This window comes from Kitasatospora sp. NPDC098663 (assembly GCF_044760075.1).
Taxonomy (GTDB): Bacteria; Actinomycetota; Actinomycetes; order Streptomycetales; family Streptomycetaceae; genus Kitasatospora.
The window spans coordinates 1-25294 of the sequence record NZ_JBIWAP010000016.1 but is presented as its reverse complement, the minus strand read 5'-3'; the positions used below and the strand labels follow the sequence as shown (position 1 = coordinate 25294).

The 25294-nt window shown below is 73.5% G+C and carries 24 protein-coding genes; 8 read left to right on the top strand and 16 right to left on the bottom strand.

Going from position 1 to position 25294, the window contains the following annotated elements:
* Positions 1 to 18: 18 nt before the first annotated feature.
* Positions 19 to 378, bottom strand: a complete 360-nt coding sequence (locus tag ACIQVZ_RS19095; protein WP_030060100.1) for an NADH-quinone oxidoreductase subunit A — start codon at positions 376 to 378, stop codon at positions 19 to 21.
* Between the two features lie 564 nt (positions 379 to 942).
* Here ACIQVZ_RS19095 and ACIQVZ_RS19090 point away from each other — a divergent pair.
* Together ACIQVZ_RS19090 and ACIQVZ_RS19085 are read left to right on the top strand one after the other, a co-directional pair.
* Positions 943 to 1611, top strand: coding sequence for a TetR/AcrR family transcriptional regulator (locus ACIQVZ_RS19090; RefSeq protein ID WP_402451324.1), 669 nt, complete (start codon positions 943 to 945; stop codon positions 1609 to 1611).
* Positions 1612 to 1696: 85 nt separating this feature from the next.
* Positions 1697 to 2395 (top strand): peptidylprolyl isomerase, encoded by a 699-nt coding sequence (locus ACIQVZ_RS19085; protein ID WP_402451322.1) that lies wholly within the window; start codon positions 1697 to 1699, stop codon positions 2393 to 2395.
* Between the two features lie 31 nt (positions 2396 to 2426).
* On the opposite strand, the gene ACIQVZ_RS19080 is transcribed toward ACIQVZ_RS19085, so the two are convergent.
* The 6 genes from ACIQVZ_RS19080 to ACIQVZ_RS19055 all read right to left on the bottom strand — a co-directional run bounded on the left by ACIQVZ_RS19080 (position 2427) and on the right by ACIQVZ_RS19055 (position 8405).
* A complete protein-coding gene (locus tag ACIQVZ_RS19080; protein WP_350877772.1) occupies positions 2427 to 3716 on the bottom strand; it encodes a geranylgeranyl reductase family protein in 1290 nt (429 codons plus the stop codon).
* A 134-nt stretch (positions 3717 to 3850) separates the two neighbouring features.
* Positions 3851 to 4546: a demethylmenaquinone methyltransferase gene (locus ACIQVZ_RS19075; RefSeq protein WP_063348153.1), complete on the bottom strand. Its 696-nt coding sequence runs from the start codon at positions 4544 to 4546 to the stop codon at positions 3851 to 3853.
* A gap of 81 nt (positions 4547 to 4627) precedes the next feature.
* The gene (locus tag ACIQVZ_RS19070; protein ID WP_350877600.1) at positions 4628 to 5215 is read right to left on the bottom strand and encodes a hypothetical protein; all 588 of its coding nucleotides are present in this window, start codon (positions 5213 to 5215) and stop codon (positions 4628 to 4630) included.
* Between the two features lie 247 nt (positions 5216 to 5462).
* A complete protein-coding gene (locus ACIQVZ_RS19065; protein ID WP_402451320.1) occupies positions 5463 to 6104 on the bottom strand; it encodes an imidazolonepropionase-like domain-containing protein in 642 nt (213 codons plus the stop codon).
* Between the two features lie 16 nt (positions 6105 to 6120).
* Complete coding sequence (gene mqnC / locus ACIQVZ_RS19060) at positions 6121 to 7341, bottom strand: cyclic dehypoxanthinyl futalosine synthase (RefSeq protein WP_063348156.1); 1221 nt, start codon at positions 7339 to 7341, stop codon at positions 6121 to 6123.
* A gap of 161 nt (positions 7342 to 7502) precedes the next feature.
* Positions 7503 to 8405: a menaquinone biosynthesis protein gene (locus ACIQVZ_RS19055; protein ID WP_350877597.1), complete on the bottom strand. Its 903-nt coding sequence runs from the start codon at positions 8403 to 8405 to the stop codon at positions 7503 to 7505.
* 368 nt (positions 8406 to 8773) lie between these two features.
* Here ACIQVZ_RS19055 and ACIQVZ_RS19050 point away from each other — a divergent pair, with 368 nt between their 5' ends.
* The gene (locus ACIQVZ_RS19050; RefSeq protein WP_052580872.1) at positions 8774 to 8977 is read left to right on the top strand and encodes a cold-shock protein; all 204 of its coding nucleotides are present in this window, start codon (positions 8774 to 8776) and stop codon (positions 8975 to 8977) included.
* 294 nt (positions 8978 to 9271) lie between these two features.
* Here the strand turns inward: ACIQVZ_RS19050 and ACIQVZ_RS19045 are convergent, their stop codons facing one another.
* Positions 9272 to 10618, bottom strand: coding sequence for a dicarboxylate/amino acid:cation symporter (locus ACIQVZ_RS19045; protein ID WP_063348158.1), 1347 nt, complete (start codon positions 10616 to 10618; stop codon positions 9272 to 9274).
* 427 nt (positions 10619 to 11045) lie between these two features.
* Here ACIQVZ_RS19045 and ACIQVZ_RS19040 point away from each other — a divergent pair, with 427 nt between their 5' ends.
* Entirely contained in the window at positions 11046 to 12254 is a 1209-nt protein-coding gene (locus tag ACIQVZ_RS19040) for an MFS transporter (RefSeq protein ID WP_402451316.1), read from the top strand.
* Positions 12255 to 12327: 73 nt separating this feature from the next.
* Here the strand turns inward: ACIQVZ_RS19040 and ACIQVZ_RS19035 are convergent, their stop codons facing one another.
* From ACIQVZ_RS19035 to ACIQVZ_RS19020, 4 genes are all read right to left on the bottom strand, one after another.
* Entirely contained in the window at positions 12328 to 13323 is a 996-nt protein-coding gene (locus ACIQVZ_RS19035; protein ID WP_402451313.1) for a LacI family DNA-binding transcriptional regulator, read from the bottom strand.
* A 227-nt stretch (positions 13324 to 13550) separates the two neighbouring features.
* Positions 13551 to 13895, bottom strand: a complete 345-nt coding sequence (locus ACIQVZ_RS19030; RefSeq protein WP_402451311.1) for a DUF4229 domain-containing protein — start codon at positions 13893 to 13895, stop codon at positions 13551 to 13553.
* A gap of 120 nt (positions 13896 to 14015) precedes the next feature.
* The gene (locus ACIQVZ_RS19025; RefSeq protein WP_402451308.1) at positions 14016 to 14543 is read right to left on the bottom strand and encodes a GNAT family N-acetyltransferase; all 528 of its coding nucleotides are present in this window, start codon (positions 14541 to 14543) and stop codon (positions 14016 to 14018) included.
* Positions 14544 to 14601: 58 nt separating this feature from the next.
* A complete protein-coding gene (locus ACIQVZ_RS19020) occupies positions 14602 to 15933 on the bottom strand; it encodes an MFS transporter (RefSeq protein ID WP_402451306.1) in 1332 nt (443 codons plus the stop codon).
* Positions 15934 to 16143: 210 nt separating this feature from the next.
* Here ACIQVZ_RS19020 and ACIQVZ_RS19015 point away from each other — a divergent pair, with 210 nt between their 5' ends.
* A complete protein-coding gene (locus tag ACIQVZ_RS19015; protein ID WP_402451304.1) occupies positions 16144 to 17115 on the top strand; it encodes a GlxA family transcriptional regulator in 972 nt (323 codons plus the stop codon).
* Positions 17116 to 17570: 455 nt separating this feature from the next.
* Here the strand turns inward: ACIQVZ_RS19015 and ACIQVZ_RS19010 are convergent, their stop codons facing one another.
* Positions 17571 to 18044 (bottom strand): ATP-binding protein, encoded by a 474-nt coding sequence (locus ACIQVZ_RS19010; RefSeq protein WP_350877591.1) that lies wholly within the window; start codon positions 18042 to 18044, stop codon positions 17571 to 17573.
* Positions 18045 to 18671: 627 nt separating this feature from the next.
* Between ACIQVZ_RS19010 and ACIQVZ_RS19005 the strand changes: the two genes are divergently transcribed.
* Positions 18672 to 19331 carry an RNA polymerase sigma factor gene (locus ACIQVZ_RS19005; RefSeq protein WP_402451300.1) on the top strand — a complete coding sequence of 220 codons (660 nt, stop codon included), beginning with the start codon at positions 18672 to 18674 and terminating at the stop codon, positions 19329 to 19331.
* On the top strand, positions 19328 to 20563 hold the full coding sequence (locus ACIQVZ_RS19000) for a zf-HC2 domain-containing protein (RefSeq protein ID WP_402451298.1): 1236 nt from the start codon (positions 19328 to 19330) through the stop codon (positions 20561 to 20563). The genes ACIQVZ_RS19005 and ACIQVZ_RS19000 overlap by 4 nt, the downstream gene beginning before the upstream one ends.
* Before the next feature lie 42 nt (positions 20564 to 20605).
* On the opposite strand, the gene purU is transcribed toward ACIQVZ_RS19000, so the two are convergent.
* Together purU and ACIQVZ_RS18990 are read right to left on the bottom strand one after the other, a co-directional pair.
* Positions 20606 to 21472, bottom strand: coding sequence for a formyltetrahydrofolate deformylase (gene purU / locus ACIQVZ_RS18995; RefSeq protein ID WP_371517487.1), 867 nt, complete (start codon positions 21470 to 21472; stop codon positions 20606 to 20608).
* A 183-nt stretch (positions 21473 to 21655) separates the two neighbouring features.
* A complete protein-coding gene (locus ACIQVZ_RS18990) occupies positions 21656 to 22171 on the bottom strand; it encodes a hypothetical protein (protein WP_402451296.1) in 516 nt (171 codons plus the stop codon).
* Positions 22172 to 22345: 174 nt separating this feature from the next.
* Here ACIQVZ_RS18990 and ACIQVZ_RS18985 point away from each other — a divergent pair, with 174 nt between their 5' ends.
* Positions 22346 to 23644, top strand: coding sequence for an ABC transporter substrate-binding protein (locus ACIQVZ_RS18985; RefSeq protein ID WP_402451294.1), 1299 nt, complete (start codon positions 22346 to 22348; stop codon positions 23642 to 23644).
* Between the two features lie 120 nt (positions 23645 to 23764).
* On the opposite strand, the gene ACIQVZ_RS18980 is transcribed toward ACIQVZ_RS18985, so the two are convergent.
* On the bottom strand, positions 23765 to 24991 hold the full coding sequence (locus ACIQVZ_RS18980) for a hypothetical protein (RefSeq protein ID WP_350877582.1): 1227 nt from the start codon (positions 24989 to 24991) through the stop codon (positions 23765 to 23767).
* Positions 24992 to 25294 lie beyond the last annotated feature (303 nt).

The following is a 25294-nucleotide window of genomic DNA, read 5'->3' as shown; positions in this document are numbered from 1 at the left end:
GCGGCGGCCACCCCGCGCTCAGTCCCACTCCAGGCCGCCGCGGCGCCACACGTAGGCGTAGGCGACGAAGACCGTGGCGATGAACAGGAGCATCTCGACCAACCCGAAGATCCCCAGGGCGTCGAACGTCACCGCCCAGGGGTAGAGAAAGACGATCTCGATGTCGAAGACGATGAAGAGCATCGCCGTCAGGTAGTACTTGATCGGGAACCGACCGCCGCCCACGGGCTGCGGGGTCGGCTCGATGCCGCACTCGTACGCCTCCAACTTGGCCCGGTTGTACCGCTTGGGGCCGGTGAGTGAGGCCATCACGACGGAGCCGACCGCGAACGCCGCCGCGATGGCACCGAGTACGAGGATCGGCGCGTAGGCATTCATAGCCCCCGCTCCCTCCGTCCAGTCGTCCTTGACTGCAGATCGGAACCGGCAGGTCACGCTGAGGTGAACCCGCGTTCCGGTTCCCGGAATCCGCCCCATGTGAGGCAGTTCACAAAGCCTGGAACGAGCGCATCCTATGCCCGTCGGCTTGTGATCTGCGACACGCAGTTCAACGTCATCTTTGTGATCTACGCCACGATGGGAATCGTGCCGAACGTGAACACGCCCGGAGTTGTCGACGCAAAGAAGTCAAATGGTCACAACCGGTCGCATTTACTTGTGAAGCGGCTGGTCAGAGCCGCGCTCCTATATCAACTATGCGTCGACCGGAGCAAATTTCGAGGCGTCATGTTGACGTGTTATAGCGGCTCACCCTGAGGGGTGGCGGGGGTCCGAACGCTCGCTTGACCCTTCGTTCACAAGCGTGCGAAACGGCCCCCGGAGCCGGCGGCCCCGGGCTCGACGGTCGGCGGGACTCCACCCGTAACGCGACAGGAGTCGCCTTACGATGAGCGCGGCGAGACCGCCACGCCACGGCAAGCCCTGACGCGACTGGAGTCGACCGTGAACGAGAGCACCCCCGGGACGGACCACCGCGCGCCCCGCACCCCGACCCCGCGCCCCGGCGGCCGCAGCACCCGGGTCCGGGAGGAGGTGGTCGCCGCCACGCTCGCCGAGGTCACCGAGAAGGGGTACGACGGCCTCACCGTCGAGGCCGTCGCGAGTCGCTCCGGCGTCCACAAGGCGACGCTCTACCGGCGGTGGGGCGGAGTGGACGGCCTGGTCGCGGACGCCCTGACCGCCTCGGCCGACCAGCCCTGGCCGCTGCCCGACACCGGCGACCTCCGCGCGGACCTGCGGCTGATCACCCGGGAGGTGTTCACCGTCTTCACCGATCCCGACCTGGGGGCCACCCCCACCGCGCTGATCTCCGCCGCCCAGCGCTCCGACACCGGCGCGACCGCCCTGCGCACCTTCTTCGCCTCCCGCCACCGCCAGGCCGCCGAGGTCGCCGAACGAGCCGTCGCCCGAGGGGAGTTGCCCACCGGAACGGACGGCGCCGAGGTGGTCCGGGCCGCCACCGCCCCGCTCTACTACCGGCTGTTCGTCACCGGCGAGCCGCTGGACGCCCACACCGCCGAGCGGGCCGCCGACGCCGCCGCGCTGGCCGCCCGCGCCGGGCTGTTCGCCTCCGCCCCCGAGGCCGACCCCCGCCCCTCGGAGGACTCCTGACCCTCCGTCCGCCCGGCGGGCCCCGAACCCCACCGATCCCTACCGACCCCTACCGGATCCCCGCCCCGGCGTGGATGATGTCGCCATGCCAACCCCGCCGTCCACCACCCTCCGGAAGGCCCGTCCCGTGAAGCGCGCACCCTGGGCCCTGCTCGCCGTCGCCACCGTCCTCCCGCTCACGGCGAGCACCGGCACCGCCGTCGCGGACACCCCGCCGCCCGCGCCCGCCTGCGCCTACACGCCCGCGGTGCCGGCCGACAACTTCAAGGGCATCCCGGTCTTCGATGCCAAGAAGGCCGCCCAGCCCTACCGCGCCACCCTGCGCACCAGCCAGGGCGCGATCACCTTCCAGGCGCTGACCGACAAGGCGCCCTGCACCACCTTCTCGTTCCGCTTCCTCGCCGAGCACGATTACTTCGACCGCAGCCACTGCCACCGCCTCACCACCCAGCGGCTCTACGTCCTGCAGTGCGGCGACCCGACCGGAACGGGCAGCGGCGGGCCCGGCTACTCCTTCCCGGACGAGAACCTGACCGGCGCCACCTACCCGGCCGGCACCGTGGCGATGGCCAACGCCGGTCCGAACACCAACGGCAGCCAGTTCTTCTTCGTCTGGAAGGACACCAAGCTCTCCCCCGCCTACACCCCGTTCGGCCGGATCACGACGGGCCTGGACGTCCTGCAGAAGATCGCCGCGGGCGGCGAGGACGACCAGAACAACCCCGGCGACGGCTTCCCCACCCTCCCCGTGAACATCCGCCACGTGAAGATCAGCACCCGCTGACCGGGAGCCCGCCCCTCACCCCCCGGGCCCGCTACGCGTTGGGCGCGACCTTCGCGAGGCCGTTGATGATGCGGTCCATCGCGTCGCCGCCCTGCGGGTCGGTGAGGTTGGCGAGCATCTTGAGGGTGAAGCGCATCAGCATCGGGTGGGTGAGACCGCGCTGGGTGGCGAGCTGCATCACCTTGGGGTTGCCGATGAGCTTCACGAAGGCGCGGCCCATCGTGTAGTAGCCGCCGTAGACGTCCTTGAGGACGCGCGGGTAGCCCTGCAGAGCGCGCTCGCGCCCGGTCTCGGTGACCCGGGCGTGGGCCTGGACGATGACGCCGGCGGCGATCTGGCCGGATTCCATCGCGTAGGCGATGCCCTCGCCGTTGAACGGGTTGACCATGCCGCCCGCGTCGCCGACGAGCAGCAGGCCGCGGGTGTAGTGCGGCTGCCGGTTGAAGGCCATCGGCAGCGCGGCGCCGCGGATCGGGTCGGTCATGTTCTCGGGGGTGTAGCCCCACTCCTCCGGCATGCCGGCGCACCAGGCCTTGAGCACCTCGCGCCAGTCGAGTTCGCCGAACGCGGGCGAGGAGTTGAGGATGCCGAGGCCGACGTTGGAGGTGCCGTCGCCCATGCCGAAGACCCAGCCGTACCCGGGCAGCTGCTTGCGCTGGCCGCCACGGGTGTCCCACAGCTCCAGCCAGGACTCCAGGTAGTCGTCGTCGTGGCGCGGCGAGGTGAAGTACGTCCGGTAGGCGACGCCCATCGGGCGGTCCTCGCGGCGGTGCAGGCCCATGGCGAGCGAGAGCCGGGTGGAGTTGCCGTCGGCGGCGACCACCAGCGGGGCGCGGAAGGTGACCGGCCGCTTCTCGTCGCCGAGCTTGGCGGTGACGCCGACGATCCGGCCGGTGCGCTCGTCCAGGACGGGCCCGCTGACGTTGCAGCGCTCGTAGAGCCGGGCGCCGGCCTTCTCGGCCTGACGGACCAGCAGCTCGTCGAAGTCGGCGCGCTTGCGGACCAGGCCGTAGTCGGGGAAGGCGGACAGCTCGGGCCAGTCCAGCTCCAGCCGGACGCCGCCGCCGATGATGCGCAGGCCCTTGTTGTGCAGCCAGCCGTTCTCGGTGGAGACGTCGATGCCCATGTCCACCAGCTGCTTGGTGGCGCGGGGGGTGAGGCCGTCGCCGCAGACCTTCTCGCGCGGGAACGCGGTCTTCTCCAGCAGCAGCACGTCCAGCCCGGCCTGGGCGAGGTAGTACGCGGTGGTGGACCCGGCCGGGCCCGCGCCGACCACGATGACGTCGGCCGTGCTCTCGACCGGGCTGTCCGGCTTCGTCAGGTCGGCTGCGGTCTCGGACACGGTGGACACTCTCCTGGAGCTGCGGCTGTGGGGACGGCGGCTTCTGTCTCCGGCAGTCTAGTTCCGTCCCCGCCGCCGGAAACGACCACGCCCCCACCTCGCCGGTGCGACGGCTACCCGAGCTTGTACGCCCGGTGCAGGGCGACGATGCCGCCGGTGAGGTTGCGCCAGGCGACCTTGGACCAGCCGCTCTCCTGCAGCCGGGCCGCCAGCTCAGGCTGGTCGGGCCAGGAGCGGATGGACTCGGCGAGGTACACGTACGCGTCCGGGTTGCTGCTGACCGCGGTGGCGACCGGCGGCAGGGCGCGCATCAGGTACTCGGTGTAGACCGTCCGGAACGGCGTCCAGGTCGGGGTGGAGAACTCGCAGATCACCAGCTTGCCGCCGGGCTTGGTGACGCGCTGCATCTCGCGCAGCGCCGCGTCGGTGTCCTGGACGTTGCGCAGCGCGAAGGAGATCGTCACCGAGTCGAAGGTGCCGTCCGCGAACGGCAGCCGGGTGGCGTCGCCCGCGGTGAGCGGCAGCTCGGGGTGGCGGCGCTTGCCCTCGACGAGCATGCCGACGGAGAAGTCGCACGGGACGACCTGCGCGCCGGCCTCGGCGAAGGGCAGCGAGGAGGTGCCGGTGCCGGCTCCGAGGTCGAGCACGAGGTCCCCCGGTCCGGCGGCCACCGCCTCGGCCACCGCCCGGCGCCAGGCGCGGGCCTGGCCGAGGGACAGCACGTCGTTGGTGCGGTCGTACTTGGCCGCGACGTCGTCGAACATGGCGGCGACTTCGTGCGGCTGCTTGTCCAGAGAGGCTCGGGTCACGCCCCCATTGTTCACCCTGGCGCCGACACCCCGACCAACGGGGCACGCCGCGGGGCGTCCGCACCCGCCGCACGGGCCCCGTCAGTGCTGCGCGCGCCGCCCACCCGCGCGCCGCCGGCGCCGGGAGCGCTTGCCGTGGGTTATCGCGGGCATCCCGTCGGCCAGCGCCCCGGCCGCCAGTGCGACGGTGGTGGCCAGCCGGCCCTGCCCGGCGCGGACCGCGAGCGCCCGCCGGTGCCGCCGGATGCGCAGCACGCAGATCACGAACATCCCGACCGCGACCGGCACGCTGAACCGGGCCAGGCCGACGCCGACCGGCTGCGGGTAGGTGTCGCCGCAGATCCGCACCGCGCCCGGGTCGTCGGCGGCGTGCTCCAGGCAGATCGGGTCGCCGACCTTGGCGCCGTCGGCGAGCGGCAGCGCGGCCGCGGTGTGCGACTGGCCGGACGCCCGGTAGCTGACGGCGCTGTAGGAGCCGCCGCCGGTGGGGAGCTGGGTGACGACGCCTTCGACTCTCACGGGGTGGGCGCCGATCCGGTCGGCCTGGTCGGCCTGGCGCCAGCCGAGCAGGCACATGCCGACGGCCAGCACGGCGCTGAGCACGGCGGCGAGGTACCAACCACGGCCCAACCGCGGGGATCGCGGCGGGGGGACGGTCGCGGATCGCATGGTTCCTGTCCTGGCTTGCCTTCGGGGCCTGGGACACGGCCCCGCCACCCGCGGGCACGGGCGGTAGGTGGTGAGGGTATGGAGTGAGCTGTCCGGGATCGTATCCGCTGGCGGGCCCTCAGGTCACGGCGAAGGGGGAATCACCCCGCAGGGTGGACAATGGAGTTCGGCGGCACACGAAGGAAGTGCCGTGCGCCGCAAGGAAGTCCGACTACCGGCGAGTACGTCGCCCGGTTCCCTGCCCCGTTCAGCGCCGCCGGTACACCAACCGCCCGCCCAGCACGGCGGCCAGGCAACCGCCCGGCGATGGCTGGGCGAAGCCCTCCCCAACGGCCGGGAACACCGCGAAGTCGGCCCGGCCGCCCGCCGCCACCCGGCCGTGCACGGCCGCCGCGAGCGGCAGCACCGCCAGCGGGTCCAGCGGGCCGTCCCCCGGGTCCGTCGCGCCTGGGGCGCCCGGCAGCGCGACCAGCCCGGAGCGCGCCACGGCCGTGCGCACCGCGGCCCGCTCGAACGGCCCGGCCACCGCCGTCACGCCGAACCCGAGCATCCGCTGCAGCCCGCGCCGGGCGCTCGCGCCGCAGCGCCCCTCGTCGGCGGAGCCCGTCAGCCCGTCCGCGACCGGCTCGACGCCGATCTCCTCGCGCGGGTCCGGGTGGTAGGCGTGTTCCAGCAGCCGGTGCCCGTACGGGTTGCGCAGCCCCGGCGTGAGCACCGCGGCGCCCCAGTCCCGCAGTCGCGCCCCCGGGTGCGCGGCGGCCAGTTCCCGGTACGGTCCGACGGCCTCGACGCGGTCGCCGCGCACCAGCACCGCCCCGTCCGGGAGGGACGGGGCGGTGGGGTCGGCCGGGTCGGGCAGCACCAGGGCCGCCCGGTGCAGGGTCAGCACGGCGGTGCCCCGGGCCTCAGTTGTCCAGGATCTTCAGCTCGGGGTGCGCGGTGCCGCCCTCGATCGCCGTGGAGGCGATGTGCGAGGCGACCCGCGGGTCCACCGGGTCGTTGGCCGGGTCGTCCAGCACCCGCAGGTGCTCGTACGTGGTCGCGCGCTGCGCCGGGACGCGGTCGGCGGCCCGGATGAGGTGGATCAGCTCGGTGAGGTTGGAGCGGTGCTTGGCACCGGCCGCCGAGACGACGTTCTCCTCCAGCATGACCGAGCCGAGGTCGTCCGCACCGTAGTGCAGCGACAGCTGGCCGGCCTCCTTGCCGGTGGTGAGCCAGGAGCCCTGGATGTGGGCGATGTTGTCGAGGAACAGGCGGGCGATCGCGATCATCCGCAGGTACTCGAAGACGGTGGCCTGCGTCGAGCCCTTCAGGTGGTTGTTCTGCGGCTGGTAGGTGTAGGGGATGAAGGCCCGGAAACCGCCGGTGCGGTCCTGCACGTCGCGGATCATCCGCAGGTGCTCGATCCGCTCGGCGTTGGTCTCGCCGGTGCCCATCAGCATGGTGGAGGTGGACTCCACGCCGAGGCCGTGCGCGGCCTCCATGATCTCCAGCCAGCGCTCGCCGGACTCCTTGAGCGGGGCGATCGCCTTGCGCGGCCGCGCGGGCAGCAGCTCGGCCCCGGCGCCGGCGAAGGAGTCCAGGCCGGCCCGGTGGATCCGGGTGATGGCCTCCTCGATCGAGACGCCCGAGATCCGGGCCATGTGGTCGACCTCGGAGGCGCCCAGGGAGTGGATCACCAGCTGCGGGAAGTCGGCCTTGATGGCCGAGAACGCGCGCTCGTAGTACTCCACGCCGTAGTCCGGGTGGTGGCCGCCCTGGAACATGATCTGGGTGCCGCCCAGTTCGACGGTCTCGGCGCAGCGGCGCAGGATCTCGTCGAGCTCGCGGGACCAGCCCTTGTCACTCTTCGGCGGCACGTAGAAGGCGCAGAACTTGCACGCCGTCACGCAGACGTTGGTGTAGTTGATGTTGCGCTCGATGATGTACGTCGCGATGTGCTCGGTACCGGCGTAGCGGCGGCGGCGCACCGCGTCGGCGGCGGAGCCGAGCGCGTGCAGCGGCGCCGAGCGGTACAGCTCCAGCGCCTCCTCCGGGGTGATCCGGCCACCGCCGGCGGCGCGGTCGAGCACGGCCTGCAAATCGGTGCTGGGCGCATCGAGGGTGGTCGCTGCGAGCTCGGTCACCTGGCCGCCTTCTCTCTCTCGGATACTGCAGTTCTCGGCGCTGCCGCCCCCCGGACGGCGGGCGTCCGGGTACGGCCGAACCAGCCTACGCCAGGCCTTTCGGGCGTCCGCGTCAGCCCGCTGCCCGTCGGCCCCGGAGCACCGGAGCTGCCCCGCCGCGCTCAGCCGACCGGCAGCGCCGCCGGCTCCAGCAGCCGCACCGCGACGTCCGACGCGAAGCCGCTGTCGTGCGCGACCCGGCGGGCGAACTCGGCGACGCCGGCCAGCTGCCGCTCGCCGAGCGAGAAGTCGAGGGCCTCGCTGAAGTACCGCTCCAGCACGTCCGCGCCGAAGGCCTCCCAGCGGGCGGCCTGTTCGGCGACCTTGGCGGCCTCGACCAGTGAGAGGTCGCGGGACTCCAGGAAGGCCCGGTGCACGGCCGCGGTCAGGTCCGGACGGCGCTCGGCGAACTCGCGGCGCACGGCCCAGACGGCGAAGACGAACGGCAGGCCGGTCCACTCCTTCCACATCTCGCCGAGGTCGTGGACGGTCAGTCCGAGGTCGGCGGCCTGGCCGAGGTAGGCGCGCAGCGCCGGGTCGCCGATCAGGACGGCGGCGTCGGCCTCGGCGAGCATCGAGCTGAGGTCGGGCGGGCAGCTGAAGTAGTCGGGGCGGACGCCCTCGCGCTCCTCCAGCAGCAGCCGGGCGAGCCGGACGGAGGTGCGGCTGGTGGAGCCGAGGGCGACGCGGCGGCCGTCCAGGTCGGCGAGCGGCACCTTGCTGACGATGAGGCAGGACATCACCGGGCCGTCGCTGCCGACCGCGATGTCGGGCAGCACCAGCAGGTCGTCGGCGTTGCGCAGGTACTCCACGCAGGTGATCGGACCGATGTCCAGCGAGCCGTCGACGAGCTGGTCGCTCAGCTTCTCCGGGGTGTCCTTGGTGAGGTCGAGGTCCAGCAGGTTGCCGGTCCTGGCGAGGCCCCAGTAGAGGGGGACGCAGTTCAGGAACTGGATGTGGCCGACGCGAGGCCTGACCGGGGTGTGTTCCTGGGGCTCCCGCGATTGTCCGTCCGGTGCTGCCACTGCGCCGCTCCCTTGTACTGTTCGTGCGCTTTCCCGCAGCGTATGCCCGCTGTTCACAGAGGCTTGCACCGGGCACCCGACACGCGCTCGCGAGGCCTGCGGGACGCCCCTGCGGGGCCCTACGACACGCGCCGTGGGGGCCGCAGTTCACCCCTGGTCGTCACAGCGACCGCATGCTAGCGTTGCCCTCAGTTGCAGTTTGATTCCCCTTGCAGTACTTGAAGCCTGCGGAGCATGTAACCGCGGGCTTTTTGTAGTTTTTCAGCAATATCGAAAAACTTCGGACTCGTCCGGAGGCAGGGCGATCAGCGCAGCGGACCGGGTGCCACACGGTGTGGCCCCGACACGTCCCTCGCAAGGAGAACGGCATGGCCACGGGAACCGTCAAGTGGTTCAACGCTGAGAAGGGCTTCGGCTTCATCGCCCAGGAGGGCGGCGGCCCCGACGTCTTCGTCCACTACTCCGCCATCAACGCGAGCGGCTTCCGCTCGCTGGAGGAGAACCAGGCGGTGAACTTTGACGTCACCCAGGGCCCGAAGGGCCCGCAGGCGGAGAACGTCACCCCCATCTGACATCCTCTGATGTTCTGATCGCTCGGGACCCCAGCGGGTCCGTCGACGGCTCCCGACAGCCGTCACCATGAGCACAAGAGCAACACCCAAGGGGGCCCGCCCGACCGGCGGGCCCCCTGCCTTTTCCCCCGGTCTTCTCCCCTCGCCTTCCCCCGGCCTTTCTCCCGGTCTTCTCCCCGCCGCACGCCCCGGGAAGCAGCACCTGCGCCCGCGCCCCCCACGGCACGCACAAGGGCCCGCCCCCGCACCGGGGAACGGTGCGGAGGCGGGCCCTTGTCGCCGAGCCGGCCGGGATCAGGCGGCCACCGGGGCCGCCTTGTCCGCCTGCGCCGGGACGACGGCCGACGGCGCGTCCTCGTACAGGTCGCCGGAGGGGCGGTTGTAGGCGGCGACGTCGAGGATCTTCTCCCGCGAGGCCACCAGGACCGGCACCAGCACCTGGCCCGCGACGTTGGTCGCGGTGCGCATCATGTCGAGGATCGGGTCGATGGCGAGCAGCAGGCCGACGCCCTCCAGGGGCAGGCCCAGGGTGGAGAGGGTGAGCGTCAGCATGATGATCGCGCCGGTGAGGCCCGCGGTGGCGGCCGAGCCGACGACCGAGACGAAGGCGATCAGCAGGTAGTCCCGGATGCCGAGGTCGATGTTGTAGACCTGGGCGACGAAGATCGCGGCGATCGCCGGGTAGATCGAGGCGCAGCCGTCCATCTTGGTGGTGGCGCCGAACGGCACGGAGAAGGACGCGTACTCGCTGGGAACGCCGAGGCGCTCGGTGACGCGGCGGGTGACCGGCAGGGTGCCGACCGAGGAGCGCGAGACGAAGGCCAGCTGGATGGCGGGCCAGGCGCCCTTGAAGAAGTTGACCGGGTTCAGGCCGGCGGCGAACTTCAGCAGCAGCGAGTAGACGACGAAGAGCACCAGCGCGCAGCCGACGTAGATGTCGAGGGTCAGCGTGGCGAAGGGCTTGAGCAGGTCCCAGCCGTACTTGGCGACGGACTTGCCGATCAGGCCGAGGGTGCCGAGCGGGGAGAGCCGGATGACCCACCACAGGGCGGTCTGGGTCAGCTCCAGGACGGACTCGCTGAGCTTGAGGACCGGCTCGGCCTTGCTGCCGAGCTTGATGATCGCCGCGCCGACCACGACCGCCATGAAGACGATCTGCAGCACGTTCACCTTGGCGAAGGCGTCGACGATGTTGGTCGGGAAGATCCCGGTCAGGAAGTCGATCCAGGAGCCCTTGGAGTCGAGCGCCTTGAGGCCGTCGGTCTTGAGGTTGGTGCCCTGGCCGGGGTTGGTCAGCAGGCCCAGGCCCAGGCCGACGGCCACCGCGATCAGCGAGGTGATCATGAACCAGAGCAGCGTGCGGGTGGCCAGGCGGGCCGCGTTGGTGACGTTGCGCAGGTTGGCGACGCTCACCACGATCGCGGTGAACACCAGCGGCGGGACGGCCAGCTTGAGCAGCTGGACGAAGATCTTGCCGATGGTCTCCAGGGTGGTGGCCAGCCAGGAGATGTCGGCGGCGCGGGCCAGGTAGCCCAGGCCGACGCCGAGCAGCAGGCCGCCGACGATCTGGACCCAGAACGGGGTCTTGCGGATTCTCGCGAGCACGGACGGCGACGGGGTCGCCTCGGGCGCTGTGGACATGACGGTGCGGCTCCGGGGGAGGGCGTTGCTTCGACGGTGGGGGTGTGGCGGAGGAGGCGGCACGGCGCGCGGGCCGGGCGGGGATGTCCCGGCCCCCGGTCAGGGGCGTGCCGCCGGGATACAGCTCATGGCGCGACAACGGCGCGGGCTGTCCACAGCACCGGTCAGAGCGCACGGGCGGGCGGCGCCGGGCAGCGAGCCCTGGCCGTGCTTCCGCGATGCGTCTGAGGTGGTCATGGCCGACACACTAGCAGGAAAGGTTTGAGATCTTCAAAGTAGTTGTTTGAGGTTGGGGTGAGATCCGGACACGAACGAAGCTGACGCACCATCAGATCACCCTCACCGGCCCGATTGACCGCTGAGCAGTTATACGTATAACTTTGACGGCGTCCCCGCCCCCGCCTGCCCAGACCGGAGAAGACGCCCGATGGGCTACCTCGCCCTGCTCCGCGCCCCCCATGTCAGCCGCCTGCTCCTCGGCACCCTGCTCGGCCGACTGCCCGCCGGCATGACCGCCCTGGTGATCGCCCTCGCCCTGCGCGAGGCCGGCGCGCCGTACGGGCGGATCGGACTGGCCACCGCCGCCTACGCGATCTCCGCCGCCGTCGGCGGGCCGGTGCTCGGGCGGATCGTGGACCGCACCGGGCAGCCCCGCGTCCTGCTCGCCTCCGCCGTGCTCGCCGGCGGCGGGTACGCACTGCTCGCCCTCGCCCCCGGCTCCGGGATCGCCGCCCCGCTCGGCGCCGCGATCGCCGGGCTCGCCATGCCCCCGCTCGAACCCTGCCTGCGCTCGCTCTGGCCGGACGTGGTGGAGGAGGAGCAGCTCGACACCGCCTACGCCTTCGACTCCGCCTCCCAGCAGATCCTTTACGTGGCCGGCCCGCTGGCCGTCGCCGGGATCGCCGGCCTGTTCAGCCCAGTCGCCGCGCTCTGGATGGCCGCCGGACTGGGGCTGGCCGGCGCGCTGATCGTGGCCACCACCGCCCCGGCCCGGGCCTGGCGCGCCCCGGCCCGCGCACACTCCGCCGGACTGCTCGGACCGCTGCGCCCCCCCGGCCTGGTGCTGCTGCTGGTCGGACTGGCCGGGGCCGGCTGGGCGGTCGGCGCGCAGAACGTGCTGTTCATCGCCTACGCCGAGCACCACGCCGACGCCCTGCCCGGCGGCGCGGGCACGCTGCTGGCGCTGGCGGCGCTCGGCGGCCTGCTCGGCGCGCTCGCCTACGGCGCGGTGAAGTGGCGCAGCAGCACGGCCACCCGCACCTGGGTCATGGCGCTCGCGATGGCCGCGTCCTACCTGCCGCTGGTGCTGCTGCCCGGGCCGTACCCGATGGCCGCGCTGGCCTTCCTCTCCGGGATCGGGCTGGCGCCGCTGCTGGCCGCGGCGTTCGTGCTGGTCGCCGAGCTGGCGCCGACCGGGACGGTCACCGAGGCGTTCGCCTGGCTGGTGACGCTGTTCGCGACGGGCAACTCGCTCGGCTACGCGGTGTCCGGCAACCTGGCCGAGGACTCGCTGCGGCCGGTGGCGCTGTGCGCGGCGGGCGGGATCGCGCTCGGCGCCCTGCTGCTGTTCGGCGCCCGCCGCTGGTTCCACCCGGTGCCGCCGGCACCGTCGGTGCGGCCGGTGCCGGTGGGCTGAGGCCCCCCACAGACGACCGCGCCCACCGGGGTCTGGCCGGCGGGCGCGGTCTTTCGTTCTCCCCTTCTCCTGCCTACGGCTGCGCGCCCCGCCCCGGCCCGCCGACCGCCGGCGCGGTGGAGGAGCGCAGCACCAGCGAGGTGGCCAGCGGCGGGACGGGCGCCGCCCGCTCGCCGCGCAGCAGGCCCGCCAGCGCCGCCGCGCCGACCCGGCCCAGCTCCTCGCCGGGCAGGTCGACGGTGGTCAGCGGCGGGGCCAGCAGCGCGGCCACCGCGACGTTGTCCATGCCGACCACCGACAGGTCGGCCGGCACCCTCAGCCCCAGCTCGGCGGCGGCCTGGTACACCCCGGAGGCGACCACGTCGTCGTCGCAGATCACCGCGCGCGGGCGGTCCGGGCGCTCCAGCAGGCGGTGCGCCACGCTCCGCGCGGCCGGCTGGCCCTCGTTCAGGCTCACGCCCAACTCCACGACCTCCAGGTCGAGTTCGGCGGCGACCTGCTCGAACGCGGCCTGCCGCACCCGGAACGTGTACGCGGAGTGGGTGGAGCGCAGCCGCCCGATCCGGCGGTGGCCGAGCCCGGCCAGGTGCTCGACGGCGGCGCGCATCCCGCCCGCCACGTCGAGTTCGACGGTCGGCCGGGCCCGGTCGGTGCCCGGGTCGGCGTCGAGGAAGACGGCGGGGGTGTCGGCGGGCAGCTCGCCGAGCTGGCTGTCGTCCGGGGAGCAGATCAGCAGGCCGTCGAAGCGGCTGGTGGTGGCGGCCTCGGCGAGGGTGGCACTCCCCCAGCCGGAGCTGACCACGACCGCCAGGCCGTGCCGGCCGGCCTCCTCGTGGACGCCCTCCAGCACCCGGCCGAAGAACGGGCCGAGGATGTTCGGCACCGCCAGGAGGATCATCCCGCTCCGGCCGAGCCGCAGCTGCCGGCCGGCCGCCTGCGGGCGGTAGCCGAGGCTGCGGGCGGCCTCCCGGACCCGCTCCCGGGTGGCGTCGGAGACCCGGCGGCCGGCCTCGGCACCGGAGAAGACCAGCGAGACGGTGGCCTGGGAGACCCCGGCGAGCCTGGCCACGTCCCGGCCGGTGGGCCGACGCACCGGGGCCGGCCAGGTCCCGGCCTCCCCCTCGACGGCCGAGCCGGGCGGCGCGGCCGACCCGGGCGACGCCGACGACCCGGGCGGCGGGTCGGCCGGTCCGGGCTCGGAAGCCGCGGAAGCGGAAGCGGGGTCGGGGTCGGAAGCGGAGGCGTCCGGGGCGGTGGAGTCTGGCACGGCGGCTGCGGCTGCGGGTCCGGCCGGGGTCAGCTCTGCCGGACGGCGGCCGACCGGGCCGCCTCGTCGGCGGCGTCCTCCTCGGCGTTCTGCGCGGCGATCCGCTCGGCGGTACGGCTGCGCAGGCCGGAGACCTTGGTGGTGATCTGGGCGGACATGTCGTCGCGCTGACGGCTCAGCAGCACGTAGCTGAGCGGCGCGGACGCGATCGCGGCCAGCAGGAACAGGAAGATCACGCCGGCCTGGCCGCTGACCGGGATGATCTCGAAGTGCCCGAGCAGCAGGGCGACCAGCAGGCAGCCGAGGAAGATGCTGACCCGCAGGGAGGTGTAGCGGAGCGTGGCGTGCGACTTCTCCTGGCCGGTGCTGCTCACGGGACACGTCCTTTTCACTGGTCTGGGCGGGGGCCGGTCTCCCAGTGAAGCATGCCTGACGGGCGGCGCGGGGAAGGGGGCGCCCGTCCCCCGCCCGCCGCCGCCCGGCCGTCCTGCGGATCAGCGCAGGTCGAGCCACATGGTGATCTCGTCGCGGTCGTCCCCGGGGGCGACCCGGACCGCGGCCGGCACCCGGCCGACCTCCCGGTAGCCGCAGCGGGTGTAGAAGCGCTCCAGGCCCTGGCCGCCGCGCGCGGTCAGCCGCAGGCTCTCCAGGCCCCACCCCCGGGCTGTCCGCTCGGCCTCGGCGAGCAGCCGGACGCCGTAGCCGCGGCCCTGGCAGTCGGGGTGCACCATGACCCGCTTGAGCATCCGCCAGTGCTCCATCAGGTCGAAGCGCATCGACTCGAAGAAGAGGACACCGACCAGCCGGCCGGTGTCACTCTCGTGGGCGACCAGCAGCCGGTCCGGGCCGTCCGGCGCGACCCCGGCGAACTGGTGGTCGGCGGTGTCCCAGACCTCGTCCTCCGTCACCGGCGCCACGAAGCCGACCGCGCCGCCGGCGTTGGTGACGTCGACCCACAGCCGGACGACGGCGGTGCGCAGGTCCGGGTCGAGCTTCGGGTCCAGGGTGAAGATGAGCGCCATGGCTGCGGAGCCTAACCGTCGGGTCCGACAGGCCCCCGACCCGCCCCGGGAGCCCGCTCTAGGAGAGGGCCGGGGCGAGCCGGTCCGGCCGGCTGGTGCGCAGCGCCAGGCAGAGCCCGACGGCGACCACGCACAGGGCGCCGGCGCCGTACCAGGTGAGGTCGTAGTTCCCGAGCGCGTCGCGGGCCAGGCCCGCCAGCCCGGCGACGACGGCCGCGCCGATCTGGTGGCTGGCCAGCACCCAGCCGAAGACGATCGGGGCGTCCCCGCCGAAGTGCCGGCGGCACAGCGCCACGGTCGGCGGCACGGTGGCCACCCAGTCCAGGCCGTAGAAGATGACGAAGGCCAGGATCGGCGGTTCCAGCGAGCCGGCGAGCAGCTGCGGCAGCAGGAGCAGCGAGATCCCGCGCAGCCCGTAGTAGGTGACCAGCAGGATCCGGGAGTCGACCCGGTCGGTGAGCCAGCCGCTGAAGATGGTGCCGATCACGTCGAAGACGCCGATCATGGCGAGCAGGCCGGCCGCGGTGGTCACCGGCATGCCGTGGTCGTGGGCGGCCGGGATGAAGTGGGTGCCGACCAGGCCGGCGGTGGTGGCGCCGCAGATCGCGAAGGAACCGGACAGCAGCCAGAACGCCCGGCTCCGGGCGGCGTCCCGCAGCACCCGCAGCGAGCGGGTCAGGGCGCGGCCGTCGGCGGCGGGCGCCGGGGTCTCCTCGGTCGCTCCGTACGGGAGCAGGCCGAGGTCGGCGGGCCGCTCGCGCATCAGCAGCAGGACGGGGACGGCGACGGCGCTGGCCGCGAGCGAGACCACGATCACCGCCGAGCGCCAGCCGTGGTGCTCGACCAGCCAGGCGCCGACCGGCAGGAAGACCAGGTTTCCCGCTGCCCCGGCGGCGGTCAGCACGCCGGTGACCAGGCCCTGGCGTGCCTGGAACCAGCGGCCGGTGATGGTGGTGGCGAAGGCGCCGGCCATCGAACCGCTGCCCAGGCCCACCAGCACGCCCCAGCAGAGCACCAGTTGCCAGGGCTCGCGCATCAGCATGGTGAGCCCGGAGCCGACCGAGATGGTCAGCAGCGCGCAGACCACCACCAGGCGCACGCCGAAACGGTCCATCAGGGCGGCGGCGAAGGGAGCGGTGAGGCCGTAGAGGGTCAGGTTGACGGAGGTGGCGCTGGATATCGTCCCGAGCGACCAGCCGAACTCGTTGTGCAGGGCGTCCATCATCAGGCTGGGCGTGGACCGGAAGCCGGCCGAGCCGAGCAGGACCAGCAGCGAGACACCGGCCACCACCCAGGCGTAGTGCACCCGGAAGCGGGCCGGGCGGGCGGGGCGGGCGGGTCCTTCGGGGGCGGGCGCGGGAGCGGGGGCGAAGGCGTTGCGTTCGGTCACGCGGACGAGTGTCCCGAAGCGGCGCGGCCGCGACGAGTGGCCTGAATGACAGCTTTCGCAAGAATCGGGCCACGGTTCCGGCGTACCCTGGCCCGGACCGGCCGGACCGGCCCGAATCGAACCGGCCGAACCAGTCGACCTAACCGACCCGGCCCGACCAGCCGCCCGGCCCGACCGGCCCGGGCGGCCGCACCACCGAAGGGGAACGGCATGGCCCACCTGGTCGCGGTACTCGCCCTCGACGGCGTGATCGCCTTCGAACTCGGCATCCCCGCCCGCATCTTCGGCGGCGCCAAGGACCCGGCCGAACGGCCGCTCTACGAAGTCGCCACCTGCACGCTGGACGGCCGGCCGGTCGCCACCAGCGCGGACTTCCGGATCAGCGTCGACCACGGGCCGGAACTGCTGGAGCGGGCCGACACGGTGGTGATCCCGGCCTCCGCCGACGCGAGCACGGCCACCGTCGACGCCGCCTTCACCCCCGAACTGGCCGCCGCACTGCGCCGGATCCGGCCCGGCACCCGGCTGATGTCGATCTGCACCGGCTCCTTCCTGCTGGCCGCCGCCGGACTGCTGGACGGCCGCCCGGCCACCACCCACTGGCGCTACACCCGGCGCTTCGCCGAGCTGTACCCGAAGGTGCGGCTGGACCCGGACGTGCTCTACACCGACGACGGCGACCTCCTCACCTCCGGCGGGGTGGCCGCCGGGGTGGACCTGTGCCTGCACGTGGTCCGCCGCGACCACGGCAGCGCGGTGGCCAACGCGGTGGCCCGCAGCTGCCTGGTCCCGCCGTGGCGCGAGGGCGGCCAGAAGCAGTACGTCGAGGCCCCGAGCCCGGTGGACTCCACCGGCCACGGCACCGCCGCCGTCCGCGCGTGGGCACTGGAACACCTGGACCAGCCGCTCGCGCTGCGCCAACTCGCCGACCGGGCGGGCATGAGCGTGCGGACCTTCACCCGGCGCTTCCGCGAGGAGACCGGCGCCAGCCCCGGGAAGTGGCTCACCGTGCAGCGCACCGAGCGGGCCCGGCAACTGCTGGAGCGCACCGACCTGACCATCGACCAGGTCGCCCGGGAGTCCGGTTTCGGCACCGCCGCCTCGCTCCGGCTGCAACTGCGCGACCGGCTGGACGTCGCCCCGAGCGCCTACCGGCGGACCTTCCGCACCGTCCCCGAGTGACCCCGGGCGGCTTCGGGTGCCCTGGGCGGCTCTCGGCCGAGTGGCCGAAAAGCGCCGCCGGATGACGGCGGGTCGGATGGCAGCCAGCCGCGTGCACCCCGAGCACGGCGCGGCCGGCTGCCATCCAATCGCGACGCACGGGCCCTGAACCCGCGCCGCGCCCTCCGCACTCGCCAAGGAGCGCCCGCGACCGGCGGTCCACGGCCCCCCTGCTGGCGTGGTCCCCCTGGACAACAGCACCGCGGCGGCGTTCGGGCGTCCCCTCGGCGTCCCCTCACTGACGGAGAGCCGCACCCAAGCGTGATCAGTCGGATACGTCACGTCAATGGGTAGTCCGAAATTCGGAATGGTTGCGTCAACTTTCGGCCGGTGATCTCCGCCGGCGATCACCGGCAGGACCGGCAGGACCGGCAGGACCGGCAGCGAACCGAGCAGGCCCCGGGCTGCCGCTGCCGCTACTGCGCCAGCGCCGCCCAGTCCACGCCCGCCAGCGGGTCCGCCGGCCGGGCGTCCGCACCGATCTCGCACCACACCCGCTTGCCCGAGCCGTCCGGGAACCAGCCCCAGCGCTCGCAGAGCAGCTCGACCAGCTCCAGGCCGCGCCCGTTGGTGGCGTTCTCGTCCGCCCCGGCGTGCCGGGGGGCGGGGGCCGTCCGGCTCGCGTCGGCGACCTCCACCCGCAGCGGGCCGGCCGGCTCGCCGCCCGCCTGGTCCTCCTCCACCGGCAGACAGAGCCGCAGCACCGCCGGACACCCGGTGTGCACCACGGCGTTGGTCACCAGCTCGGAGACCACCAGCACCACCGTCTCGGCGACCGGCGCGTCCGGGTCCACCCCGTGGTTCAGCAGCCGCGAGCGCACCCACCGACGGGCCCGCCCGACCTCGGCGGGGTCCGCCCGCACCGCCAGCTGTACCTGAAGAACCTGCACCGCTCCACCACCCGCACTCGCAGTTCGGCCATCGTCCCGATCGGGCCGGATCGTCCAGCCGGCGAACCCTCGCACATCGCCCGGTGCCACCCGGACCCTCGGCCGGGCTCCCGCCCGGCGCTCACCCGACCTGTCCCGTCCGGGCCGACTCGTCCGTCGCGCACTGGCCGCGACTCGATTACGCCTCAGGATGAGTGGGCGGACGGGCCTCGGCAAGCGCTTCGGGCATATTCCAGCGATCGGGGGACAGCGCAGTGCATACTGTCCCGTTCACTCTCGCGAGCCTCGTTCCGGCACTCGTCCGGCCCGGGCCGACCCGCCGGTCCCGCAGTGGCGAACCTACCTCCGGACGCCCCGCGCACCCGGCCCGCCACTCGCGAACCACCCGTGCGACATATGTCCAACGGCCTTCGAACAGCGGCCTCCCGGACCGTCCCGCGCACGGGCCGCCGGTACGGGCGAGGACCGGGCGACACCCGGGCGACGACCCGGATGGGGACCCGGCTGACGACCCGGGCGACGATCCGCAGGCCCGGGTTCCGTTCTTCGGGGAATGCTCCCGCCGCCGACCGGCCGCAAGATACCGTTGGGTACGCCAGCGAAACCCGGGCAGGAGGGTGGTTCCCGATGGCCACCCCCGACCGCGCGCCGCGCTGGGACGAGCAGCTCCAACGCCGCCTCGCCCGCGGCGAGGAGACCGCGCTCGGCGAGATCTACGACCAGCTCGCGCCGATGGTGCACGGACTGGCCGGGCGGATACTCGCCGACCAGGCCGCCGCCGCCCAGCTCACCCGGGAGATATTCGCCCACGTCTGGGAGCACCCCGAGGACTTCGACCCCGCCCAGGGCTCGCTGCGCTCCTGGCTCGGCGCGCTCACCCACCGCCGCGCGGTCGACCGGCTGCGGGCGCGGCGGGCCGCCGAGCGGGTACCGGGCGGCCCGGGCAGCGGACTTGACGGACCGGGCGGCAGCGAGGGCGCGGCCGAGGCGGAGATCCGCGCCGTGGCCACCGCCGCGCGCATGCAGTACGTGGTGGACTCCCTGCCCCAACCCCTGCGTGAGACCATCGCGGTGACGTACTACGACGGCCGCACCTACCAGGAGACGGCCCGGCTGCTCGGCATCAGCGAGCAGGCCGCCAAGCAGCGGATGCGGCTCGGCCTGGAACTGCTGGCCACCGAACTGGCCGAGGAGCGCGCCCGCCACGACGAACGGCACGGCCGCGAGGACGACCGGGAAGACACGGACGACGCGGGCGACAGGGACGACGGGGACAGGGGCGCATGAGCGAGCGGAGCGAGCCCACCACCGAGGAGCGGCACGACGCCCTGCGCTCGCTGCTCGGCGCCTGGGCCCTCGGCGCCTGCCCGAGCCATGACGCCGCCGAGCTGGAACGGCACCTGCGCACCTGCCCGGAGTGCGCCGAGGAGGCCGCCCGGCTGCGCGAGGCGGCGGGCTGGCTCTCCCTGGACGAGCCGCTCGACCAGCCCAACTCGCTGCGCCAGCAGGTGCTCGACTGGTGCCTGGCCCGCCGCCCGGCCGAACTGCCCGTCCCCGCCTGGGGCATGCCGTACACCGCGGAGACGGCCAAGCTCGACGCGCTGCTGCGCGACCTCGGCCCGGAGGAGTGGCAGGAGGTGGCCGACCTGCCGTGGCACGGCGGCACCGGGCGGCTGCGCCCGGCCGAGGTGCTGTGCCACCTCGCCGCCGTGGACGGCTATCTGGCGCTCGCCCTCGGCCTGCCCGACCCGGTGCCGGCCGGCCCGGGCGCCGCACCGGCCCCGGCCGCCCGGCGGGTGCCGCCGCAGGAGCCGGCCGCGCGGCCGCCGGCGCTCCGGCTCCCGCCCCGGGTCCCGCCGCAGGGCGGGCCGTACGCCGGGATCGCCGAGCGCACCGCCCGGCTGGTCGCCGACCAGGCCGGTCTCCCGCCGCAGTCGGCGCGGGAGCGGTGGCGGCGGCAGACCCACGACCTGGTGCGCACCGCCGCGCTCGCCCCGCAGGGCAACACCCCCGTCGACTACGGCTTCGCCGTGCTGCCGCTGCGCGACGCCTTCGTGGACCGCGCCTTCGAGTGCTACGTGCACGGCGAGGACGTGGCCCGCGCGGTCGCCTACCCGTACGACCCGCCGGCGCCCCAGCACCTGCGGCAGATGGTGGACCTGGCGGTCCGGATGGTCCCGCGGGCACTGGCCGAGCTGCGGGCCGCCCGCGCCACCCGTCCCGAGCCCGCCGGTGCACCGGCCCTCCCGCCCGTGGCGGACCAGGGTCAGGGCCGGGGCCGGCGGCTGCGGCTGGTGATCGACGGCCCGGCGGCCGGCGAGTGGCTGATACCGCTGGACGGACCGGAGTCGGGGCCGCCCGGCGGCGAGCCGGTGGCCTCGATGGTGCTGGACGGCCTGGAACTCTGCCACCTGGCCGCCGCGCACCGCGATCCGGACCGGCTGCCGGTCGGCGAGCACGGCGACCGGGCCGCGATCCGCGAGGTGCTGCACGCCCTGCCGCTGCTGTCGCGGCCGTAAGCGGCCACAGCCGCCGCAACGGCCGCTGCCGCCCCGGCCTCGCTACGCGAAGACCACCGTGCGGGTGCCGTTCAGCAGCACCCGGTGCTCGCTGTGCCACTTCACCGCACGGGCCAGCGCCTGGCACTCGACGTCCCGGCCGAGCGCGACCAGCTGGTCCGGGGTGACGTCGTGGGTCACCCGGGCCACCTCCTGCTCGATGATCGGGCCCTCGTCGAGGTCGGCGGTGACGTAGTGCGCGGTGGCGCCGATCAGCTTCACGCCCCGGGCGTGCGCCTGGTGGTAGGGCTTGGCGCCCTTGAAGCTCGGCAGGAAGGAGTGGTGGATGTTGATCACCCGGCCGGACAGCGCGGTGCACAGCTGGTCCGAGAGCACCTGCATGTAGCGGGCCAGCACGACCAGCTCGACGTCCTCCTTGGCGACCAGGTCCAGCAGCTGCTGCTCGGCGTCGGCCTTGGTGTCCCGGGTGACCGGGATGTGGTGGAACGGGACGCCGTAGCTCTCGGTCAGGTCGCGCAGGTCGGTGTGGTTGGACACCACCGCGGCGATCTCCACCGGCAGGGCGCCGATCCGGGTGCGGTAGAGCAGGTCGTTCAGGCAGTGCCCGAACTTGCTGACCATGAGGACGATCCGCATCCGCTGCTCGGTCGGGTGGATCTGCCAGTCCATCCCGAACGAGGCCCCGATCGCCGCGAAGCTGGCCCGCAGCTTGTCGGCGGTGACCGGCTCGGCGGCGGAGAAGTGCACCCGCATGAAGAACAGCCCGCTGTCCCCGTCGCCGAACTGCTGGCTGTCGATGATGTTGCAGCCGGTCATGAAGAGGTAGCTGGAGACGGCGTGGACGATGCCCTGCTTGTCGGGGCAGGACAGCGTGAGGACGTACTGGGCGCTGGCCGGCTGCTGGTCCACTGGGGGTATCCCGTCCTGAGGTCGTGGCGTTCGTGGGTGGTCCAGCGTGTCACATCCTGGACAGTCGCCGCCCCGCTGCCCGTACTGCGGGACGGCACTGCTCAGCGGCCCGACCAGGCGCCCGCCCAGGCACCCGACCAGGCACCCGGCCGGCGGCCCCGCCGTGGCCCCGTGGCCCCGGGCTCAGACCCGGGTGAGGATGCGCAGCACGTCCAGCGACTTGGGCGCCGCGTACGGGTCGTCCCCGTCGTTCACCGCCAGCGCGACGTGCGCCTCGCGCGCGGCCCGGACCGCCTCCGGCCAGCCGGGGTGGCCGAAGTAGGCGGAGGCGTGGGCGTCCGCGCCGACCTCGTGCAGCAGCTGGACCACGCGCAGCACCGCGACGTCGACCAGGGCGGCCTCGGCGGAGTCGCGGAAGATCGTGCCCACGTACTTCTCGGCCGACCAGTGGTCCAGCCAGGTGTCCTCGACCAGCCGGTAGACGGCGTCGGTCACGTCGCCGTACCCCTCCCGGCCGTTCAGCCAGGTCTCCTGCTGGAAACCGGGGTCGGACAACATGTGCAGCGCCGAGCGCAGTCGGGCTCGCCAGCGCCACCAGGGCAGGTCGTTGAGCGGCATGCCGTTCATCGTGCTGGAGCGGTGGCCCGGACGAGAAGTGTTTCGGGCAGACCGATGCGAAGAATCTGTGCTGGCGGACATGGAGAACGATCGTACGTTCCCTGTCCGTTCGTACTCCACTCCCGATCTACACGCGTGCCCCGCCGGATTTCAGCTCCCGTTGTCCGACCGTTCGCACTTCGGCCCTCTCGGCGTGTGGCGCCGGGGCTTGGCTTGCTCCGGTGCGCCGGATGGCGCCCCAGAGAGGGAAGACCGATGACCAGCCGAAGGGACCCGCTCCGACCCCGGCACCAGTTCGCGCGGCGCCGCCGCCGCCCGATCGCCGCGGCCGCCACCGCCGCGGCCCTGCTCCCCACCCTCTTCTCGGCCTCCGCGTGCGGCGGACCGGCCGATGCCTCCACCAACGGCGGCGACCTCACCGTGATGACCTGGTCCCCGTCCGGCACCGGCTCCGCCGACCGGCCCGGCATGACCGCGCTCGCCGAGGCGATCGGCCGGGACGTCAACCTCAAGGGCGGACTGAACGGCCGCCGGCTGCAGGTGCTCACCTGCAACGAGCACAACACCTCCGAAGGCGCCAAGGCCTGCGCCCAGCGGGCGGTGGACGCCAAGGCGGTCGCCGTGATCGGCTCCTACAGCCAGTACGGCTTCGACTTCATGCCCGTCCTGGAGCGCGCCGGCATCCCCCTGATCGGCGGCTACGGGCTCTCCCAGCCCGAGTTCAGCAGCCCGCTCTCGTACCCGGTGGACGGCGGCATGCCCGCACTGATCGGCGGCAGCGGCCGTCAGCTGGTCGAGGCCGGCTGCAAGGCCGTCGCGCTGGTCCGCCCGGACACCCCGTCCGGCGACAACCTGCTCGGCTACCTGGCCAACGCGCTCAAGCCGGCCGGCATCAAGCTGCTCGACGTCAAGGCGCCCGAGCAGTCCACCGACTACACGGCGGTGGCCCGCAAGGCGATCGGCAAGGACGAACCGGCGAACTGCGTCACCAGCGCCCTCGCCGCCGAGCCGACCGGCAACCTGCTGGACTCCTACCGTCGGCTGAACCCGAGGAACACCCGGTTCGCCTCGGTGATCGGCAGTGTGCAGCAGTCGGTGGTCGACTCCACCGGCGGCGACTCCGGCCCGCTGGCCGGCACCTACGTCACCAGCTGGTACCCGCCGGAGTCGGCGAAGGTCTGGGACGGGCTGCGCGCGGTGGTGCGCGCCGACACCACCGGCGGCCACAGCATCGACGTCTCCGATCCCGGTGTGCAGACCACCTGGGTCGCGTACGAGGTGTTCCGGCTGGTCGCCGAGAAGGTCGCGGCGTCCGGGCGGCAGGTCACCGAGAAGACCGTCACCGGGCTGCTGGACAGCGGCGAGGGCATCGACGTCGGCCTCACCCCGCCGCTGAACTGGGGCACCCCCAACATGCTGCCCAGCACCGAGTCCCCGCGGCTGGTGAACACCTGGGTCACCTACCAGGTGGTCAAGGGCGGCCGGATGACCCTGCAGCAGCCGGGCTTCGTGGACATCCGCTGGGTGCTCACCGGGGGCCGCCCGCCGGCGTGACGCCGGAACGGCGCAGGACGGGCGGCGCAGCACGGGCGGCGCAGCACGGGCGGCGCAGCACGGACGACAGGGGGACGGACGACGAAGGGGCGGGCCGGCGGGCCCGTTCCCCCGTCCGTCCTACAGGTCGCCGTCGCTACGGCTGGGCAGGCCGGTCTGGGTGGCGATCGCGTTCCACAGGGTCGAGGCCTGCTTCTTCGCGGTGGTCGCCGTGCCGCTGGCCTGGACGGCGTTCTTGTAGTGCTGGTTGTCCAGCTTCTTGGGGTCGCAGGCGCCGGGCGCCTGGGAGTCCCCGGCCCAGGCCGCGTACTCGTCGTCGGCCTGGGCGGAGGCGGTCCACGCCGCGTTGAGCTGCTCGACCAGTTGCTGGCCGCCGGGCAGCTTGTCGGCCTTCAGCTGGCCGAGCTTGGTCTGGAGTTCGCGCCGCTTGCCGGCCGCGCCGGTGAGCGCCTGCTGCGACTCGGGCAGCTTGTCGCACTTCTGCACCGCGGCGACCGCGCCGACCACCGCCGAGCGGCTGTCGCTCGCGGTGCCGAGCAGGTCCGACAGCGGCTGCGCCTGGGCCTTGACCGCCGGGTCGACGGTGGTGCCCGAGCTGCTCGCGCTCGCCGTGCCGGGGGTGGCGCTGCCGGTGGCGGCCACCGGGAGGGTCTTCTTGGCGTCGGCGGCGGGGGTGGTGTCGTCCCCGTTCAGCAGGACGGCGACCAGGATGCCGGCCACCGCGAAGCCGGCCACCACCCCACCGATGATCAGCTTGTTGGACGGGCGGCCGCCACGGGCGGCCGGAGCCTGCGCGCCCGCCTGGGTGGTGTCGAAGCCCTGCCCGTGGTCCTGGGCGTAGCCCTGCCCCGGCCCGTAGCCCTGGCCGTAGTTCTGCCCGTAGTCCTGACCGGGGTAGGCCGGCGCCGGCTGCGGCTGCCCGGCCTGCGAGTAGCCCTGGTAGCCGCCCGGGCCGGGCTGCTGCGGGTAGCCGGCCTGGGACTGGCCCGTGGGGTAGCCGCCCGCGTACGGGTCCGCGCCCGGGTACGGCGGGAGGTGCTGCGTCTCCGGCGCCGGCTCGTGCTGCGGGACGCCGTAACCGGGCTGCGGAGCACCGGCCCACGGGGCGGGCTGGGCCGGCATCGCCTGGGTCGGCCGCGCGTGCCCGCCCTCGCCGAGGTACTCCGGCTGCCCGGACGGCTGCCCCACCGGCGGCACGCCCGTCTGCCCCTGCGGGTGGCCCTGAGGCTGGCCCGGCACGCCCTGCGGCTGCCCCGGCGCACCGCCCTGGGTCTGGCCGGGCTCGGGGCGGAACAGGTCGTCCAGGTTGAAGTCACCCGAGTTGGGGTACGAGCGGCGCTGGCTCAACGCGATTCCTCACCTGTGCACGACCGCGCGCTGACGGCGGACCACATCTCGTCGGTTCTTGGGGGCATCACAGTTCCTTGGACGTCACGCCCACGCTACCGGTTCGCCGAACCGGGTGACCACGCGGGCGGGACATCCCTCACGCTCCCCTCACGCCGCCCCGCCGGGGCCCGGGGCCTTGGACCCGCCCCGCCGGGGCGGGCACGCCCTAGGAGATCGCTGAAGATCTTTCAGGTTCTGGCCCCACGTGCTTTCGCGTGGGGCCAGACTGTTGCGGGTGCAGGGAGACTGGGCTGGCGAGCT